Origin of the sequence: Chryseobacterium gallinarum (genome assembly GCF_001021975.1) — a bacterium.
Classification (GTDB): Bacteria; Bacteroidota; Bacteroidia; order Flavobacteriales; family Weeksellaceae; genus Chryseobacterium; species Chryseobacterium gallinarum.
On the sequence record NZ_CP009928.1, the window covers coordinates 2,226,922 to 2,245,707 of the forward strand.

The 18,786-nt window shown below is 37.8% G+C and carries 15 protein-coding genes; 9 read left to right on the plus strand and 6 right to left on the minus strand.

Annotated features, from left to right (window positions below; translation table 11 throughout):
* The first annotated feature begins 52 nt into the window (after positions 1–52).
* The 9 genes from OK18_RS09975 (at position 53) to OK18_RS10015 (ending at position 11,021) form a co-directional block, all read left to right on the plus strand.
* Entirely contained in the window at positions 53–1,642 is a 1,590-nt protein-coding gene (locus OK18_RS09975) for a hypothetical protein (protein ID WP_156173259.1), read from the plus strand.
* Between the two features lie 134 nt (positions 1,643–1,776).
* Complete coding sequence (locus tag OK18_RS09980) at positions 1,777–2,721, plus strand: alkaline phosphatase family protein (RefSeq protein ID WP_053327915.1); 945 nt, start codon at positions 1,777–1,779, stop codon at positions 2,719–2,721.
* A gap of 172 nt (positions 2,722–2,893) precedes the next feature.
* Positions 2,894–3,307 carry a 30S ribosomal protein S12 gene (gene rpsL / locus OK18_RS09985; RefSeq protein ID WP_002983146.1) on the plus strand — a complete coding sequence of 138 codons (414 nt, stop codon included), beginning with the start codon at positions 2,894–2,896 and terminating at the stop codon, positions 3,305–3,307.
* A 23-nt stretch (positions 3,308–3,330) separates the two neighbouring features.
* Positions 3,331–3,807 (plus strand): 30S ribosomal protein S7, encoded by a 477-nt coding sequence (rpsG, locus tag OK18_RS09990; RefSeq protein WP_050020592.1) that lies wholly within the window; start codon positions 3,331–3,333, stop codon positions 3,805–3,807.
* 6 nt (positions 3,808–3,813) lie between these two features.
* Positions 3,814–5,931 carry an elongation factor G gene (gene fusA, locus OK18_RS09995; protein WP_053327916.1) on the plus strand — a complete coding sequence of 706 codons (2,118 nt, stop codon included), beginning with the start codon at positions 3,814–3,816 and terminating at the stop codon, positions 5,929–5,931.
* Positions 5,932–5,948: 17 nt separating this feature from the next.
* Complete coding sequence (gene rpsJ, locus OK18_RS10000) at positions 5,949–6,254, plus strand: 30S ribosomal protein S10 (protein ID WP_002661363.1); 306 nt, start codon at positions 5,949–5,951, stop codon at positions 6,252–6,254.
* Positions 6,255–6,359: 105 nt separating this feature from the next.
* Positions 6,360–7,754: a leucine-rich repeat domain-containing protein gene (locus tag OK18_RS10005; RefSeq protein WP_053327917.1), complete on the plus strand. Its 1,395-nt coding sequence runs from the start codon at positions 6,360–6,362 to the stop codon at positions 7,752–7,754.
* 263 nt (positions 7,755–8,017) lie between these two features.
* A complete protein-coding gene (locus OK18_RS10010; protein ID WP_053329345.1) occupies positions 8,018–10,273 on the plus strand; it encodes a TonB-dependent siderophore receptor in 2,256 nt (751 codons plus the stop codon).
* Positions 10,274–10,520: 247 nt separating this feature from the next.
* Complete coding sequence (locus tag OK18_RS10015; protein ID WP_053327918.1) at positions 10,521–11,021, plus strand: low affinity iron permease family protein; 501 nt, start codon at positions 10,521–10,523, stop codon at positions 11,019–11,021.
* A 44-nt stretch (positions 11,022–11,065) separates the two neighbouring features.
* On the opposite strand, the gene OK18_RS10020 is transcribed toward OK18_RS10015, so the two are convergent.
* The 6 genes from OK18_RS10020 to glpK form a co-directional block, all read right to left on the minus strand.
* Positions 11,066–13,792 carry a hypothetical protein gene (locus tag OK18_RS10020; protein ID WP_053327919.1) on the minus strand — a complete coding sequence of 909 codons (2,727 nt, stop codon included), beginning with the start codon at positions 13,790–13,792 and terminating at the stop codon, positions 11,066–11,068.
* A gap of 109 nt (positions 13,793–13,901) precedes the next feature.
* Entirely contained in the window at positions 13,902–14,873 is a 972-nt protein-coding gene (locus tag OK18_RS10025; RefSeq protein WP_053327920.1) for a hypothetical protein, read from the minus strand.
* A 224-nt stretch (positions 14,874–15,097) separates the two neighbouring features.
* Complete coding sequence (locus tag OK18_RS10030; protein ID WP_053327921.1) at positions 15,098–15,517, minus strand: hypothetical protein; 420 nt, start codon at positions 15,515–15,517, stop codon at positions 15,098–15,100.
* A 198-nt stretch (positions 15,518–15,715) separates the two neighbouring features.
* Complete coding sequence (locus OK18_RS10035; protein WP_053327922.1) at positions 15,716–16,519, minus strand: hypothetical protein; 804 nt, start codon at positions 16,517–16,519, stop codon at positions 15,716–15,718.
* A gap of 7 nt (positions 16,520–16,526) precedes the next feature.
* The gene (locus tag OK18_RS10040) at positions 16,527–17,258 is read right to left on the minus strand and encodes an MIP/aquaporin family protein (RefSeq protein ID WP_053327923.1); all 732 of its coding nucleotides are present in this window, start codon (positions 17,256–17,258) and stop codon (positions 16,527–16,529) included.
* Between the two features lie 24 nt (positions 17,259–17,282).
* Positions 17,283–18,779 (minus strand): glycerol kinase GlpK, encoded by a 1,497-nt coding sequence (gene glpK, locus OK18_RS10045; protein ID WP_050020599.1) that lies wholly within the window; start codon positions 18,777–18,779, stop codon positions 17,283–17,285.
* Between the last annotated feature and the right edge of the window lie 7 nt (positions 18,780–18,786).

The following is an 18,786-nucleotide window of genomic DNA, read 5'->3' on the forward strand; positions in this document are numbered from 1 at the left end:
TGATAACTATAAGAAAATTTTTTAAAATAGTTTGGAAGTATTAATATTGCAGATGATGAAAACCTTTCTGATAACAGCAGCTGTTTTTTTTGGAGTTTGCCTGATCTATATCCTGATCATGCTTTCTTCTACCGATAATTATTTTACTTATCTTTTAGACGATGCTTATATTCATATGTCAATTGCCAAGAATTTTTCCACTTATGGAGTGTGGGGAATTACCAGATATGCATTTTCATCATCTTCCTCATCTCCTGTTTTTACTTTTATTCTTAGTGTTTTAATTGCTGTTTTCGGGAACCAGATTTTGATACCGCTGATTTTTAATTTAATTACAGCCGGTTTTCTTATTTTTTTGCTCAATAAGTATTACATCCATTTTTTTGGTCAGAAACCAATTGTTATTGTTGCTAGTCTGTTTACTCTTTTTCTGGCGGTATTGCATGTACAGGTTATGACCGGGATGGAGCATATCTTACATGCACTGATGGTTGCAATCAATATATATTACTTTCAGCAATGGTCGGAAAGCCATTTTAAAAACAACCGTTTTTCTTATGGTTTTTATACAACCATTGCACTATTGGGGTTGATACGTTTTGAAAGTATGTTTTATTTCGTGGCTCTTGCTTTTGTTTTTTTTATTACCAAGAATGTTAGAAATGCATTGCTTGTCCTTATTTTAGGTTTTGCACCTGTTTTTGTCTTTGGCTATTTTAATTATGGCAAAACGGGGTATTTTCTTCCCAATTCAGTTGTCTTAAAAGGCCCTCTGTTGGATTTATCAGAAAATATGGGTAAACAGATCATAGAAATTTTTGTTGAAAGAATCCTTATTAACCTTAGTTTTTATAAAATAGGCCTCTTCCCGTTACTGATCAGTATAGCTTTAGTGGCTAAAGATTATAAAAAGGGAACCGGTCTGCAAAAAATTATTTTACATCATTTTCTTATTATAGCCTGGTGCCTGGTTTTATTAATGCATAGTATATCGGGCCGTCTAACGGGTATTTTCAGGTATGAGGCCTACCTTTTAGTTGCTTTTTCTATGATTTTAATTCCGAAACTGAAGCTTTTTTTAGTACATCCTCTGGCTGCATTGAAAGCAGAGAAAGTAATTGGTCTTTTTGTTGTTGCCAATTTCATATTGCTTATCTATAAATCCGGATATGCCCATCTTATCATTGCCAACGGTAGTGCCAATGTGTATCAACAACAGATACAGTCTGCAAGATTTTTAAAGAAATATTATAATAATTCTAAGGTGGTTGCCAATGATATAGGGGCGATCAGCTATTTTACCGATATTCATTTACTGGATTTTATGGGGTTGGGGTCTAACGAAATTGTACATTTCAGAGCTAATACTAAAAAGCTTGATGAAGATTTTTATGGCTTTTTGTCCCAATATTCTGAAAAGGAGAACTATAAACTGGCTATAGCTTATGAAGAATGGCTGGATTGGCAGACTCCTGAAAACTGGAGAAAAGTGGCGCGTCTGGAAATAAGTGGAAGAAATCTGGTCCTTGGGGAAAAACATTTGTTTATTTATTCTATTGATCCCCGAATTCATGATTCGCTGAAACAAAATATAAAATCTTTCCGGTGGGACAAAAATGTAAAGGTTACCCTGTTGGAATAAGTGGGAGGCTTTATATATAAGGTGTGAAATTTCCCTTGTTGTTGAATTTTTAAGAAATAGATAATAATCTGTTAACAAAAACTCGGATCCTGTTTTCCTAGCTTTGCACTCAAAATCCACAAATATAAAAAGCTATGAAAAAAATCTTCATGTATTTAATCCTGTCAGTTGCTGTTTTCTCATGCAGCAATGATAAAGACGAAACAATCAGAATTGAAGAAAAGTATCAAACAAAAAATGTTGTTCTTTTAGTTGTTGACGGACCCCGTATTTCAGAAACCTGGGAAGCGCAGGGTAAGGAGAATATTCCCAACAGGGTTGCTCTTTTAAACCAGGGGGTATTTATCAGCAATTTTAAAAATAACGGAACCACGAATACCAACCCGGGGCATAGTGCTATGTGTTCGGGAGTATATGAAAATATCAAAAATGATGGAACTGAATTGCCAGGGTTCCCATCTGTAATGCAGCAATGGCTGAAGTTTACCGGTGCGGATAAAACCAAAGCCTGGGTAATTGCATCAAAAGATAAGCTGGAGGTTTTGAATGACTGTAAACTTGCAGACTGGAAAGGCAAATTCCAGCCTAGTACTGATTGCGGGGTGAGTGGAAACGGATCAGACTATCGTGATGATGTTATTACCATGACCAATACAAAAAAAGTAATGAAAGAATATAGCCCGAATATTATCGTAATCAATCTTAAAGATGTAGATTCCTACGGACACGCTAATAATTGGAATGAATATATTAAGGCTATAAAAACCACTGATGCTTCAATAAAAGAAATCTGGGATTATATTCAATCACTTCCTGCCTATAAAGACAAAACGACTTTGATTGTTTCTAACGATCATGGAAGACATCTTGATGCTAAAGGCGGGTTTAAAAGTCACGGAGATAGCTGTGAAGGATGCAGGCACATCGAATTTTTTGCAATAGGGCCGGATTTTAAAAAGAATACCATCATTACTACCGGAAATTACGAGCAGATTGATATTACCAGTACTATTGCCGAGCTTCTGAGATTCCCTTTACAATATGGAAAAGGAAAAGTAATAAAAGATGCCTTTAAATAAAATAAAAAATATTTTTTCTACCAGCCTTCATGATTTTAAACCGTTTTAAATCATGAAGGTTTTTGTTAGTTATGGAGACAAATAAAAATATTGTGAAGAAATAAAAATACATAACTGCTTGTCAATTAAAAAAATATTATTATTTTTGCAGCCTAAAATAAAAAGCAATTAAATGCCTACTATTCAACAATTAGTAAGAAAAGGAAGAGCCACGCTTGCCAAGAAGAGCAAATCGGCTGCCCTTGATTCTTGTCCACAAAGACGTGGTGTATGTACGAGAGTATATACGACTACACCTAAGAAACCTAACTCAGCACTTAGAAAAGTTGCAAGGGTAAGACTTTCTAACGGTAAAGAAGTGAATGCCTATATCCCGGGCGAAGGACATAATCTTCAAGAGCACTCGATAGTATTGGTTAGAGGCGGAAGGGTGAAAGACCTACCGGGAGTACGTTACCACATCGTAAGAGGTGCATTAGACACAGCTGGTGTAAATGGAAGAACACAGAGAAGATCTAAGTACGGAGCTAAGAGACCTAAACCAGGACAAGCAGCTGCTGCACCTGCAAAAGGAAAGAAAAAATAATCATTAAATAAGGTACAGAAACAATGAGAAAGACAAAAGCGAAAAAAAGACCGTTGTTACCAGATCCGAAATTTAATGATCAATTGGTAACTAGATTCGTAAACAATTTAATGCTTGACGGTAAGAAGTCAATCGCATTCAAAATTTTCTATGATGCATTAGATATCGTAGAAACTAAAAAAGGAGATAGTGAAAAAACTGCACTTGAAATCTGGAAAGACGCACTTACAAATGTAATGCCTCACGTAGAAGTACGTTCCAGAAGAGTAGGTGGAGCTAACTTCCAGATTCCTATGCCAATCAGAGCTGATAGAAAAATTTCTATGGCGATGAAATGGTTAATCAAATATTCTAAAGCCAGAAATGATAAGTCTATGGCTTTGAAATTAGCTAACGAAGTTGTAGCTGCTTCAAGAGAAGAAGGTGCCGCTTTCAAAAAGAAAACAGATACTCACAAAATGGCGGAAGCTAACAAGGCTTTCTCACACTTCAAATTCTAATCTGAAATGGGAAGAGATCTTAAATATACAAGAAATATTGGTATCGCTGCTCACATTGACGCAGGTAAGACTACCACTACAGAAAGAATTCTATTCTATACAGGTAAAACTCACAAAATTGGTGAGGTTCACGAAGGTGCATCTACGATGGACTGGATGGAGCAGGAAGCAGAAAGAGGGATCACCATTACTTCTGCTGCCACTACTTGTACTTGGAATTTCCCAACAGATCAGGGACAAAATTTACCTGAAACTAAAGGATATCACTTCAACATCATCGATACACCGGGACACGTTGACTTCACCGTAGAGGTAAACAGATCTTTAAGAGTATTAGATGGTCTTGTATTCTTATTCTCTGCGGTAGATGGAGTAGAGCCTCAGTCTGAAACCAACTGGAGACTTGCGGACAACTATAAAGTTGCTCGTATGGGATTCGTTAACAAAATGGACAGACAAGGTGCTGACTTCCTTAACGTTTGTAAGCAAGTAAAAGAAATGCTTGGATCTAACGCAGTTCCAATCGTTCTTCCAATTGGTGCAGAAGAGGATTTCAAAGGAGTTGTTGACTTGATCAAAAACAGAGCTATCGTATGGGATGAAGCAGGACAAGGAGCAACTTTTGAAGTAGTTCCAATTCCTGAGGACATGAAAGACGAAGTTCTTGAATATAGAGAGAAATTAGTAGAAGCTGTAGCTGACTATGACGAGACTTTGATGGAGAAATTCTTCGAAGATCCGGATTCAATTTCTGAAGAAGAGATCAACGAAGCATTAAGAAAAGCTACTATCGACCTTTCTATCATTCCAATGACTTGTGGTTCTTCTTTCAAGAACAAAGGAGTACAGTTCATGCTTGACGCTGTTTGTAAATATCTTCCTTCTCCAATGGATAAAGATGATATCAAAGGAACAGACCCAAGAACTGACGCTGAGATCACAAGAAAGCCAGATGTAAACGAACCTTTCGCTGCATTAGCATTTAAGATTGCTACTGACCCGTTCGTAGGTAGATTAGCATTCTTCAGAGCTTATTCAGGAAGATTAGATGCTGGTTCTTATGTATTGAACACCCGTTCAAACAACAAAGAAAGAATCTCAAGAATCTATCAAATGCACGCTAACAAGCAAAACCCAGTAGAATTCATTGAAGCTGGAGATATCGGTGCAGCTGTAGGATTTAAAGATATTAAAACAGGAGATACCCTATCTGATGAAAAGAACCCAATCGTTCTTGAATCTATGATCTTCCCGGATCCGGTAATCGGTATTGCTGTTGAACCTAAAACTAAAGCTGACCAGGATAAAATGGGTAACGCTTTAGCTAAATTGGCAGAAGAAGATCCTACTTTCACAGTGAAAACTGACGAAGCTTCCGGACAAACTATTATCTCTGGTATGGGTGAGCTTCACCTTGACATCATCGTTGACCGTATGAGAAGAGAGTTCAAAGTAGAAGTTAACCAAGGACAGCCGCAGGTAGAATACAAAGAAGCTCTTACTCAAAAAGCTAACCACAGAGAGGTTTACAAAAAGCAATCTGGAGGTAGAGGTAAGTTCGCAGATATCGTATTCGAAATCGGTCCAGCTGACGAAGGTAAGACAGGTCTTGAATTCATCAACGAAATTAAAGGGGGTAACATTCCTAAGGAATTCGTTCCTTCAGTTGAAAAAGGATTCAGAGAAGCAATGAAGAATGGTCCATTAGCTGGATTCGAAGTTGAATCAATGAAAGTGACATTGAAAGATGGATCTTTCCACGCGGTTGACTCTGACCAGTTATCATTCGAATTAGCTGCTAAATTAGGATTCAAAGAATCCGGTAGAGCTGCTAAAGCTGTTATCATGGAACCAATCATGAAACTTGAGGTAGTAACTCCTGAAGAATACATGGGTGATATCGTAGGTGACCTTAACAGAAGAAGAGGTACTGTAAACGGTATGGATGACAGAAACAATGCTAAGGTAATCAAAGCTTTCGTTCCACTTTCTGAAATGTTTGGTTATGTAACTTCATTAAGAACATTATCTTCTGGTAGAGCTACATCTTCTATGGAGTTTGAAAGATATGAAGCTGCTCCGCAAAACATTGCTGAAGAAGTAATCGCTAAAGCTAAAGGTTAATATTAAATTAGATTAAAATGTCACAAAGAATCAGAATAAAACTTAAGTCTTACGATTACAATTTGGTAGATAAGTCTGCAGAGAAAATCGTAAAAACGGTAAAGGCTACTGGTGCTGTTGTAAACGGACCCATTCCATTGCCAACCAATAAGAGAATCTTCACTGTGTTGAGATCTCCGCACGTAAACAAGAAAGCAAGAGAGCAGTTCCAACTTTCCGCTCACAAGAGATTGATGGATATCTACTCTTCTTCTTCTAAAACTGTTGATGCTCTAATGAAATTGGAGTTACCTTCAGGTGTAGACGTAGAAATTAAAGTGTGATACTTGCATACTTTGCAATGATTATAGAATCCGTTCCTTTTCAGGAGCGGATTTTTATTTTTAAAACTTATTTTTGTATTTAAGCTAAGATTATAACTAATTTCTATGAACCAACAAATAAAAAGAACGGCAGAATCATTTGGAATTTACTATGACAGCTTTTATTATGAAACCAATAGTTCCGGAGAAGTTATTGAGCTGGAGCTATATGAACCGGAATATAATAGACTTACTGATGAAGACAGGGCAAACCATCTGCGTTTTGCGACAACATTCGATAAACTTGAAAGCCTTGAAATTTCCTTTTACGATTATGAAATTACCGACCTTAGCTTCCTGTCCGGTCTAAAAAAACTTAAATACCTGTCGATAGATTGTAATTCGCAATTTTTTGACCTGAGCGGTTTCCTTCATCTGACGGAGCTTGAGATGCTTCATATCCAGGGATCAAAATTAGAGTCTATAGCAGGTATAGAATTATTTCATAAGCTTGAATATCTGAGTTTGGGATATAGTAAAATTAAAGATATCAGCCTGCTTGCAAAATTATCAGCTACTTTAAAGGGAATTTATTTAAGTGATAATCAGATTACAGATATATCATGTTTTGCTTTGTTACATCAACTTGAATATTTTCATGTATCCAAGAATTATATTTCCGAAATCCCTGATCTGACCGATTTAACTGATCTGACTGAAATAATGGTAGATGATAATCAGATCAGTTCCCTTGAAGGTTTGAGTAATTTGAAAAAGCTTACAAAACTTGAAGCAAGTGGTAACAGACTTACTAATATTGATTCGCTTACCAATCTTCCCGCAATTCAGGAGCTTTATTTGAAAAACAATCTGATTTCTGATATTTCATGTCTTTCCGGCCTGCAGACACTTGTCAATCTTGATATTTCAGATAATAAAATTGAATCTTTAATTTCCGTAAGCAGCTTGAAAAAACTCAATTTTTTAAGCTGTAATAATAATGCAATTAAAGATTTTGACAAGACCCAACTAAGTTCCTCCATAAAGTTTTTATATCTGAATAATTGTGGCATACGTGACATTCGATTTTTGAACAGACTGGCAGAATTGAACACATTGTATTTAAATGATAACCATATATCAGAATTTTCATCTTTTAAAAATACAGGCTGCTTAAGGTATTTGTCTTTAGAGAATAATAATATTGCGGAACCATTCTCTCTTAATGATTATCCTAATATTCATATGGTTTCTCTTTCTGGTAATACATTTGGTAATAAAAAATTTGCTGTAAATCCGTCTGATAGATCTGTAGGAACAATCAAAGAGCTTTCAGCAATGAGTAATCATTCTACATCGGATAAGGTAACCCATGAACTTGATAAGGGACCTTCAGACTTTGTATTCAATAAAGTTAGGAATGAACATCACCCTTTTATAAAAGCTGTGAGAATAGCTCTTCTTGTTTTTCTCATCGTAATGCTGATAATCTTAGTCAAAGCAATTGGTTTTGGCTTATAAATGTTATCGTATGAATATCTTTAGTGTTTCCAGTTATACCTTTAACAACGTTTTTTTGACACCATAAAACTCCCCTTTTTTATTTTTAGTTAAAAGAAATATTTTACGTACTAAGTTAAATTATAATTATAGTCGTTTATATGCTTTTGCTGATAAATTCAGAGTTGATACTATGATATTGATTTTTTTTGTAGGTGACATATGTCATCCGACTTTCTTTATTTAGAATCAATAAAAACAATAAATTTGCAAAAAATTATCAGATGAATAAAGTAGTATCCTTTTCTCTGCTTGTATTGGGTGGGGTTTTTGTAAATGCACAGAAAGTAAATGATTCAATTAAGCATAAAAAAATTGAAGAAATAGAGCTATTTGGAGACAGAAAAAAACAACCGGAGGGCTTAGAGGCTATTACAAGGCTGCCTTTGAAAACCAGGGATCAGATTCAGAGTATTTCTGTCATCTCCCATAAAGCAATTGAAGAGTTAGGAGCACTTACCGTTACCGATGTTGCTAAAAATGTACCGGGGGTTACTTTATTCTCCAGCTATGGAGGAGGTAGTGAAAGTATGTCAATCAGAGGGTACAGAGGGGTTCCTGTTTTAAAAAACGGAGTTCAGATGGATTCGGATTTCCGTACAGCCGGAATGATGACTGATATGCAGGGAGTAGAAAGCATTCAGGTGATCAAAGGATCTGCGGCAGTAAGCCAGGGAATAGGAAATGGTTTAGGCTCTGCAGGAGGTGTAATCAATGTAGTGACCAAAAGACCTCAGTTTATTGATCAGACTAATATAGGATTTCGTTATGGAAGCTGGGACTTTTACAGACCTACACTAGATTTCCAGAGAGTATTGGATTCTCAGGGGAAAGTAGCCGTAAGATTCAATGGAGCTTATCAGAATAACAATTCATTCAGAAGTCATGTTTCAGGCGAAAGAATTTATGTAAACCCATCAGTAGCATTCCGCCCGGATGATAAAACTTACATCAATGTTGAGCTGGATTATTTGCATGATAAAAGAACTCCGGACAGGGGAACCATCAATACGGCTCCGGGAGATGTGGAAGCACTATACCATATGCCGAAAGGTAAATTCTTAGGATATTCTTCGGATTATTTAAAAACACAGACTTATAATTTTGCTACTACTGCAGTAAGGAAACTTACCAATAAATTGAAGGTAAGAGCAGCTTTTGTAAACTCTGTTACCAATACAGATAATCTGGCTTCTTCCATTGCATTGCCAAAAGGAGAAACCAATTACAATATAAGACAGCGTACCATTGGAAGGTCAGAATCAGAGGATATCAATAGAGTATTGCAGCTGGACTTCATTGGTGAGCAAATTAAAACAGGCATCATCAACCATACCTTCCAGGTTGGGTTTGACTGGCGCGAAACAGAAACCTCTTCAGTAGGATATAAAATTTATAAAAACTTTGTTTCCCCTGAGAATCTTCTTAGCTCTGCTGCTCCGGTTAATGGAAAACCTTTTACTTCTGTTCCGCTTGATCGTTTTGATGTAGTGAACGGGACAATTCCAAATGAACTTCCGTTCAATCTTGTATTCCAGAGCTTAGACCGTTCCAATCCTATTATGACTCCAAGTATTGGGGCAATGGCCCAGGATGTGATGTCAATCGGGAAATATGTAAAAGCACATTTGGGTATCCGTTATAGCAGGCTTAATGGTTCATCGAGCCAAACGGTAGATGCATGGAATCCGTCTTTGGGATTAATTGTTTCCCCTATTGAAAATATTAATGTTTTCGGATCATATACCACCACCACTTCATTGAGGGCTGCCAATAATATTTTACAGGCAGGCGGATTTGTCGGAGCATCAAACACAAAGCAATGGGAGGCGGGAATTAAATCAGATTGGTTTAATGAGCGTTTGAGATTTAATGTTACATGGTTCGATATTAATACAGAAAATTTATCCTTCCAGATATTGGATGATTCTTACCAGCCGATCAGAGATGCCAACAATAATGTGCTGTATGGGCTGGCCGGTAATTTAAGAAGAAAAGGTTTGGAAGTGGAGCTTATCGGAAGAATCTTACCGAATCTGCAGGTAATGTCAGGATGGGCGTACCTTGATGCCCAATATCAGGACAGCCCGGCGTATGTAAACGGTTCAAGACCTATGAATGCCCCGAAACATACAGCCAATGCATGGTTGAACTACAAATTTAACAGGGGAATATTGGATGGCCTGGATCTGGGTGCCGGGATTTATTATGTTGGCAGCCGTCCGGTAGATGAATGGACTCAGAAAACATTTACAGCAGCCCATGTGAATAGTGTACAACCCGGGGTAAAGCCATTTAATATGCCGGAATATACAACGGTAGATGCCCAGGTAGGATATTCTTTGAAAAATGGTATGGGAGTACGGGTATTCTTTAATAACATCTTTGACGCTGTGGGATATAGTTCTTATTTCCGAGGTGGATATATCGATCAGATTCAACCTAGAAACTTTGCCGTACAGGTAAACTATAAATTTTAATAAACGAACAGGCCTTTATAGCCACTCTTATATTAACTTTTTTTAATTATTCATATCAATTTTAATTTTGGAAACATTAAGGCAGTAAACTGTCTTAATGTTTTTTTATATGGATACTCTATGAATATCAATCTAAAGTGATTTTAAGCTATTTTGATTCCTCTTTCCAGTTTTATGTTCTTCATTTTAATTTTATTTTTTGAATTCATGTTAATTTTATACATTTATTAATAGAAAAATAAATATTATGAATCGGAATAATAATAATTTTTTTGAAAAATTTTCAAACTGGGCCGTAAAATTTACCGGGAGTGCCAGTGCTTTTATAGGAGCAATGCTTATTGTGGTAATTTGGGGTATTTCAGGGCCTCTTTTTAACTATTCCGAGACCTGGCAGCTTGTCATCAATACCGGAACGACCATCATTACCTTTCTAATGGTTTTCCTGATTCAAAAGGCACAAAATAAAGATTCGAAAGCCATACAGATCAAGCTGAACGAGCTCCTTGCTGCCCATGAAAAAGCCAGCAACAGAATTGTAGATATTGAGGAGCTTACAGAAGAAGAGCTGGATCAGATTCATCATTATTATGAAAATCTGGCACAATTTGCCAAGAAAGATGCCGATATCCATACCTCGCATTCCATTGATGCTGCACAGAGGAACCAGGATTACAAATATGAGTTCTTTAAAAAGAAACATGAGGAATGGCTGCAAAAGCAGGAACAACAAAAAAAGGAATCTTAACGATTCCTTTTTTATAAGCCTTAGCCTATCTTATTTTGTAATAATTATCTCTTCATAAAGTAACTGAAATAAGAACAGCTTCCCATCAATCCTTTTGCAACTTCAGTATCAGAATACTGGGCTTTCAGCTGGGTAAAGTAAGTTCTGTACTTTTGGTTTCTGAGGTTGTTAAGCTCTTTCTGGTAGGCCTCTTCTTTTTCAGACCACTTCGGGTCAGAATAGTCATACTCCTTTTGGTTTTTTGCCTCATACTGGTAATACTTACCCTGCTCGGCACTTGCCATCTGGAATAAAATCCTGGCTTTTTCTTCTTTATTGCCGGAAAGCTTCAGGGCTTTCTGATAATACCCGATGGACAGATCAAAATTATCCGGTTCAATATAAGAGGTATCCAGGAAATTTTTATAGTAATATTGATAAGGGTTGGATCTTTCTGTGTTCCAGAAGTTATATTTCCCTCCATTGCTATTGTCGATATCCATAACGAATAATTCACGATAATACCCTAAAATGGAGGTGTTGTATAACAGGTTTCCGATAAGTTGGTTCGCTTTTGCCGCTTTTTCATCAGTTCCGTTTCCAATTTTTTTAAGCTGTATTAAAATATCGGCTAATTCCAGTTTATTCATGCTGTTTTTGATAAACGGGAAATAAGAATAGTCCTCTGCCTTCATACTTTCGGTATCGGGACTTTGGTAACTTTCCCAGACATTATGTCCAAAGACAAGACTGGAGATATTTTTAAAGCCATTGTATTCCGTACTGCTGTACTGTTTGGTGGTGATTTTTTCCCCTTTGTCTGTCCAGTCATAATTGAGCCTTGGAATTCCTGTAAAATTCTGAGCTTTTTCATAATATGATCTCGCTTTTTCAAAGTCTGCCTGCCTCATTGCCCTGTCTCCGTAGATCGTATTGAAGAATGCATCAATATTGCCTACACTGTCCATATTTTTAGCGATGATCTGCTGCTCAAACCGGGTTTTATTGGCTTTCCTGTAGAAATCTTCAACACTTTTCACCAGGCTGGAATTTGGGTTGTACTGAAGATCAGAAAGCTTATTGCTCATCAGGAAAGATTTTCCGTCTTCACCTTGCAGGAAGTAACGGTTGGCAAGCACATCTCTAAGGAAATCTGCGGTAGAGGGAACCTCTCCGTAATAATCAAAATTATCGGTAATGGTACTATCTTTTTTTACTTCTTTCTCTACAAAATATTCAGGATAATCTTTCATCAGATGGTCTTCATAAGCGGCATCAATTTTAGGCTGGGAAACAATATCGTTAAGAACCTTCATCCTTTTGATCTGTTCCTGATATTCGGGATTGGAAGTTTTGATATTAGCAAGGACCTCACTGCTTCCCTTATAATCCTTTTTCAAAAATTTTAGATAGGCATCAGCGATCTGCCAGTATTCATCTTTAGACTTTTCCTTTGTTTTTTCTGTGAATTTTTCCAGATCATCAAGAAAGTCCTGCGTTTTATTATCATAATAATAAGCAGTTCTGTTGTAAAACGGAATCCGGTCCGGATTGCTGAACAATTCATCATCGCTTTGATCAGCTTTGGTACTATTTCCGGCTTTATCCGATTTTGAGCCCCCGAAAAGATTTTTAAAGAATCTTACAATTTTTTGCCAGAACGAAAGTTTTTCTTCTTTTACTTCAGTGGTAGAACTGCCTTTGCCGGCATCTTTTGTATCACCGGTTCCTGTATTCCCTTTTTGGGCAGAAGCCTTTTGGGATGCATCAGAGGAATAATAATAGGTGGGAAGATAGCTTCTTTCCAGCTCATTAATACTTCTCACCGCCATTACTTTCAGGATTTCAGAATCAGGATTGATGTCATACATTTTTTCCATAATAGGAATCGGATTGTTGAAGTCCTCATAACCCAGAAGGAAATAAGCCATATTTTTTTCCTCATTCGTGTTGGCTCTTTTCATAATATTACTGAAAGAGGCTGTATCAGAAAGTTTCATCGAAACGAAAGCAGACTCTTTGCGGTCCTTACTATTCATAAACACCTGGAAAAAGTTCCAGTTGGCTTCATTATTCATAGACAGGCCTCTTTGAGCTCCTGCCAGCTGATCCAGAGCCATAAAATAGACCGTGCCTTTCAGTCTGACTGGTTCCACATACATTTTGAATGCCTGCAGTGCCGAGTCATAATTTCTTGTATAATGATTCAAACGTACCAGCTGATAACCGTAGCGTTGTTTGATCTCGGGATTTCTTGCAGCATTATATAACGAAGTCAGCGCAGAGATGGTTTTATTATAGTCAAGGCCTGTAGCATCCTTTCTGTTGGCGTCTCTGTCATAATAAAATGAATTCTCACTTTCGACATAATTGATGCTCATGTAAGGCTCGAGGTATTTGGCCTCAATCAAATAGTCAATCCCTTCTCTATATTTTTGGTAAAAACCCGTACCTAACTTTTGCAGCAGGGGGTTGGTGGGTGCCCCGTTCTTTAGGGCATTAAGGTCATTCATGCTTACCTTGTAGACCAGGTTCTCTGTTTCGGCATAGCTGAGCTGGTTATTAAAATATTTTTTCCATGACTCCACATTATCGTCAGGAACCAGAGCAGCATTGTATCCCGTATAAAACCTTGTAGAATAACTGTGTAAAAAAGGCAGATATGATTTGTCTTTAATGATGCTTTGCGTAAAAAGATTGAAATACTCATAATCAGGATCTGACCAGGCACAGGCATCAGATTTTGTATAGAAAAGTGATGCAACAGCAATTGAAAGAATATACTTTTTCATATGGGTTGTGGTTTTTTATTTAAAATAGTTAATAGTAAAGTCGTGACGGGGATAATATGAGCTTGGTAAATATTCCTCCTACAACTGGCCGACTGATTTTCCTCCGGGATTAAAACTGCCGATCTAACACAAATTTACTATCTAATTGATAATATATAATGTTAAAATGAGGTATTTTTTTCTGGAGAAACAGAATGACATCTTCCAGCTGTTCAGGGGATATTTCTTCTACTTTTATTCTGAACCCTTTGTTCAGGTAATTCCCGAAATAAAACCCGTCTTTCAGAATTTCAGCTTCGTTTTCAGTAATTTTTTTAAAGTCCGGATTGTTCAGATCGTTTTTGGATAGTGCATTGATCAATCTGTGTTTTTCGAGATGATTAGTCACGATTCCCCATGAATAGATGGGCAAGGCTACTTCAATTTTCTTAATGGGATAGTCTTCAATTTTAGAAAGGTAACTTTTTAAAACGCCAACATCCAGAATGGAATTCTTATCAGATTTTTCCAACGGTGAGGAAGTGGAGTAGCACATCAGGTATACCTTTTCTACAGGAGGAATCCCTGTTTGCTTTTTATCCTTTACCTGATGAAGGCGCAGGGTACAGGTGACTTCTTTTCCTGAAATTTTTTTCAGTTCCTTTAAAAATTTGAAATAATCATTTCGTGTTCCGGCTGTCCAGTCGCAGTCGATCTGGATTTCGTTTGCTGTTTTTAAGTGATATTCTTTCGTTTTCTTCTGTATTAATTGATAAATTCTTTCCGCCAGAAACCTGATCTCTCCTGGCGAGATATTGAATAAGGCCTGATTGGTAATAAATACAGTGGGAACAATTTGTTTTTCGGTTTGAAAGCTTGGATCTTTTGTAATCACAGCTACCGGCTGAAATCTTCCATTGATTTTATCCACATCGAAAAACCTTGTATATAAATAAGGAACAGAAGACTGGTCCAAGACTTTTTTTTCCTCCCGGTCCAACCTGAGATTGGTTTTCCAATAATAAAAAGTATGAGCATGGTCGTCCTTCTTACTGCATGAGACAATAAAAAATAAAATCCATAAAGCCAGTAGTCTTTTCATGCTTTGGTCAATATAATTCTTCAAAAGTAAAATTATTTAAGCAAAGAATAAACCGTAAAATCCCGGTAATTCTTTATTCAAGGCTATTTCTGTAAATTCTCTGTTCTGCTTTCCTTAAAAATTCATATTTATATACCTGCCTTTCACCGGAAGGAAGCAAGTCACAGATGTACGGATGGTATCTCATAACAATAAAAATCCACTCCCGGGGAGTGGCTATGATTTTATTCGTATAATTCGCTTTCGCATTTACAGGTGTCTTTATCAATGCTTTCCCTGGAAGAGCAGCAGCCTTCAAGGCTTTTAATATTTCCTTTTTCGTCGGTAAGATAGATCTTATCCTTATTAAATTTTACGAAGAATGTTTCTTTGAATTTCTTAAATTGTACTTTCATCACCTTGTTGGGGATATACTTGCCGGCATTCATTTCCTCTGTTGTCTCTTTCCCATTTGCCTGGTTGACCTGAATGTATCCGAAAAAGACATCTCCATTCTTTTTTACATCCAGGTAATAATGAGGAGTGCCGGTACCACTGTAACCTTTCATGATATCAAAAACCCTGCGTCCCGTAAAAGGAGTTTTTACCTGTGCTAGCGCGAAAATACTGATGCATAAGATGATTACACTTAAAACCTTTTTCATAGTTTCTTTTTTTCAAAATTAAAAATATTTGTTTAAACCATAAGCCGTAAAATCCCGGTGATTCTTATCCGGTATCAATTGCATATCCGACTCTTTTCAATATACCTGGTGATTTGTATAACTACTCCGTTCACAGGTATTGGTGTAACAAAAACCACCCCAAAAAAGGAATGGTTTTCTATATAATTTCAGCTGAAATTAAAAAACAGTCGCAGCCAATTGAATCCTTGCATACTTATTAGAAGGATTCCACATGGCCATCATAGCAACAGGAAGACTGTAATGATCGGATATTTTAATAACTTTTCCTGCTTTTAGACCTACGTTTACGATATCAAAACTATTCTTTCCGTTTCCGTACAGAAAGGTGTTGTCATTAAGTGCAAAACCGGCACCTACAAAAGCATCCAGATTTACTTTCTGATCTTTGATTACCGGATAGCTTGCCTGGATATAAGTAGAATATCTGTTTTTCTTATAACTTCCGTCCGGTTCAAGAATAACCTCTCCGGCGTTGGCGCCACCATACAACATGATATCGGCTTCTATATTGATCGGAAAAGAAGGCCCGAAAGTATAATTGGTTCTCAGATCTATAATATGGGCCGTTCTCCTTTGGGAATAACTGAAGATATCATCAGCAGCCACTGCTGTATTGATGTTTCTGGAATTATAGAGATCCCATAAACCTATATAAAAACGACCGTCAGAATACTGAACGTAATAATTGATCTCTTTGTAATGAGTGTTGTCCTTATCATCTGCCAATGCTGATGCACCCCAGATCCCTACCTTCCATTTCTTTTCTGCATCCAGGGCATAAGATAGATTTCCCATTACCACGGGTTTGTCTGTAATAATCAGTCCTCTCCATAAATGGTTGTTTTGAATGTTGGCTGTAAAATCGAGCCTGCCTTCTTTAGCTTCTGTGTTTTCCTGAGAAAACAATCTTCCGATGCTTAAGGCAGAGAGAAAGATTCCTTGTAAGATTTTTTTCATCATTTGTCTTTTATTTTAAAAATCCATATAAAAAAGCAGCGATAATAGCGCCTATTACAGGTCCTATCACCGGAACCCAGGCATAGCTCCAGTCGCTGCTGCCTTTTACGGGCAAAATAGCATGCATGATTCTTGGGGCAAGATCTCTGGCGGGGTTAATGGCGTACCCTGTTGTCCCCCCTAAAGACAAGCCTATTACCCATACAACAAAAGTAACCGGTATGGCTCCTATGGAACCTAGCCCTACTTTCGCTGTAGGATCAGCCTGTAAAGAAAGGCTGGGATCTGCAAAATAAAAAATCGTAAATACCAATACAAATGTTCCGATAATCTCACTGATCAGATTGGAAGAGAACTTCCTGATAGCGGGTCCTGTGCTGAAACATGCCAGTTTGGCTCCTTCGTCCTCTGTAATGGCAAAATGGTCTTTATGAAATAGCCATACCAGAAAAGCCCCCAGCATTCCTCCGATCATCTGGGCAGCAATATAAGAAGGTACCAAATCCCAGGAAAATTTTCCTGCAGTAGCGAGACCAATGGTGACAGCGGGGTTCAGGTGCGCACCACTTACCGGTCCTGCTACGGTTACTCCTACAAATACAGCCAGTGCCCATGCAGTCGTAATAACAATCCATCCGGAATTATTCCCTTTAGTATCTTTTAATACAACATTGGCCACAACGCCGTTGCCTAGCAATATAAGAAGCATCGTGCCGATAACTTCTGCAATAAATGGGGTCATATAAGTTTTTTTAGGTGAGGTAAATTAATCTTCTATCCAGCTTTGTGCACTCTTGATGGCCTTCTTCCAAAAGTGAATCATTTTATCCACTTGATCTTTACCCAGTTGAGGGTGGAAATCTTTGTCTACAATCCATTGCTCCTGGATTTCGTCAATGTTTTTCCAGTATCCTACTGCAAGTCCGGCCAGGTAGGCTGCTCCAAGGGCTGTCGTTTCAAGGGTTTTCGGGCGGGTTATTTTAAAGCCGAAAAGGTCAGATTGTATCTGCATCAACAGGTCGCTTGCCGACGCGCCGCCGTCTACTCTCAGCTCAAGACTCTCTCTTCCCGAATCTGCCTCCATTGCTTTCACAATATCATACACCTGGAATGCTATTCCTTCCAATGTAGCTCTTGCAATATGTCCGTCAGTGGTACCACGGGTCATTCCCACAATAGTTCCGCGGGCATATTGATCCCAGTAGGGAGCACCAAGGCCAGTAAGTGCCGGAACGAAATAAACTCCCCCGTTATCTTTTACAGAAGCAGCCAGCTTATTGACTTCCTCAGAAGAGTGAATAATTTTAAGCCCGTCTCTCAGCCATTGAATAGCCGCACCACCTACAAATACACTCCCTTCCAGGGCATAGTTTACTTCCCCGTTAATTTTCCAGGCTACAGTGGTAAGCAGGTTGTTTTTGGAAGAAACAGCTTCTTTACCTGTATTCATGAGTAGGAAACATCCTGTTCCATAGGTGTTTTTTACCATTCCAGGAGTGGTACACATCTGCCCGAATAAAGCTGCCTGCTGATCTCCGGCAATACCAGCTATTGGAATTTTTGTAGAGAAAAGGGTTGTGGCCGTCTCTCCGTATATTTCGCTGCTTTGCTTCACTTCAGGAAGAATAGCTTCAGGAATATCAAATAGTTCCAACAGGTCGTTGTCCCATTCCAAAGTGTGAATGTTCAGAAGCATAGTTCTGCTGGCATTGGAAACATCTGTAATAAACATTTTTCCCCGGGTCAGTTTCCATACCAACCAGGTGTCTACAGTTCCGAAACATAATTTCCCCTCTTCAGCCTTTTGCCTTGCTCCTTCTACATGATCAAGGATCCATTTCAGCTTGGTGGCCGAGAAGTAGGCATCAAGGACCAGTCCTGTTTTTTCTTTAATCGTTTCTGCGTGCCCTTGTTCTTTCAGTTCATCACAGTATTTTGAGGTTCTGCGGTCCTGCCATACGATAGCGTTGTAAATAGGGTCACCTGTTTCCTTATCCCATACAATAGTAGTTTCACGTTGATTGGTAATTCCGATTGCAGCAACTTCCAGTCCGGATATTCCGGCTTTTGCTATCACTTCTGCAGCTACGGATATCTGTGAAGACCAGATTTCATTGGGATCATGTTCTACCCAGCCCGGAGTAGGGAATATCTGTCTGAAATCTTTCTGAGAAACATATTTTATTTCTCCGCTGTGATTGAAGAGAATCGCTCTGGAGGAAGTTGTTCCCTGGTCTAGAGCGAGAATTAATTTTTCATTCATATAAAGC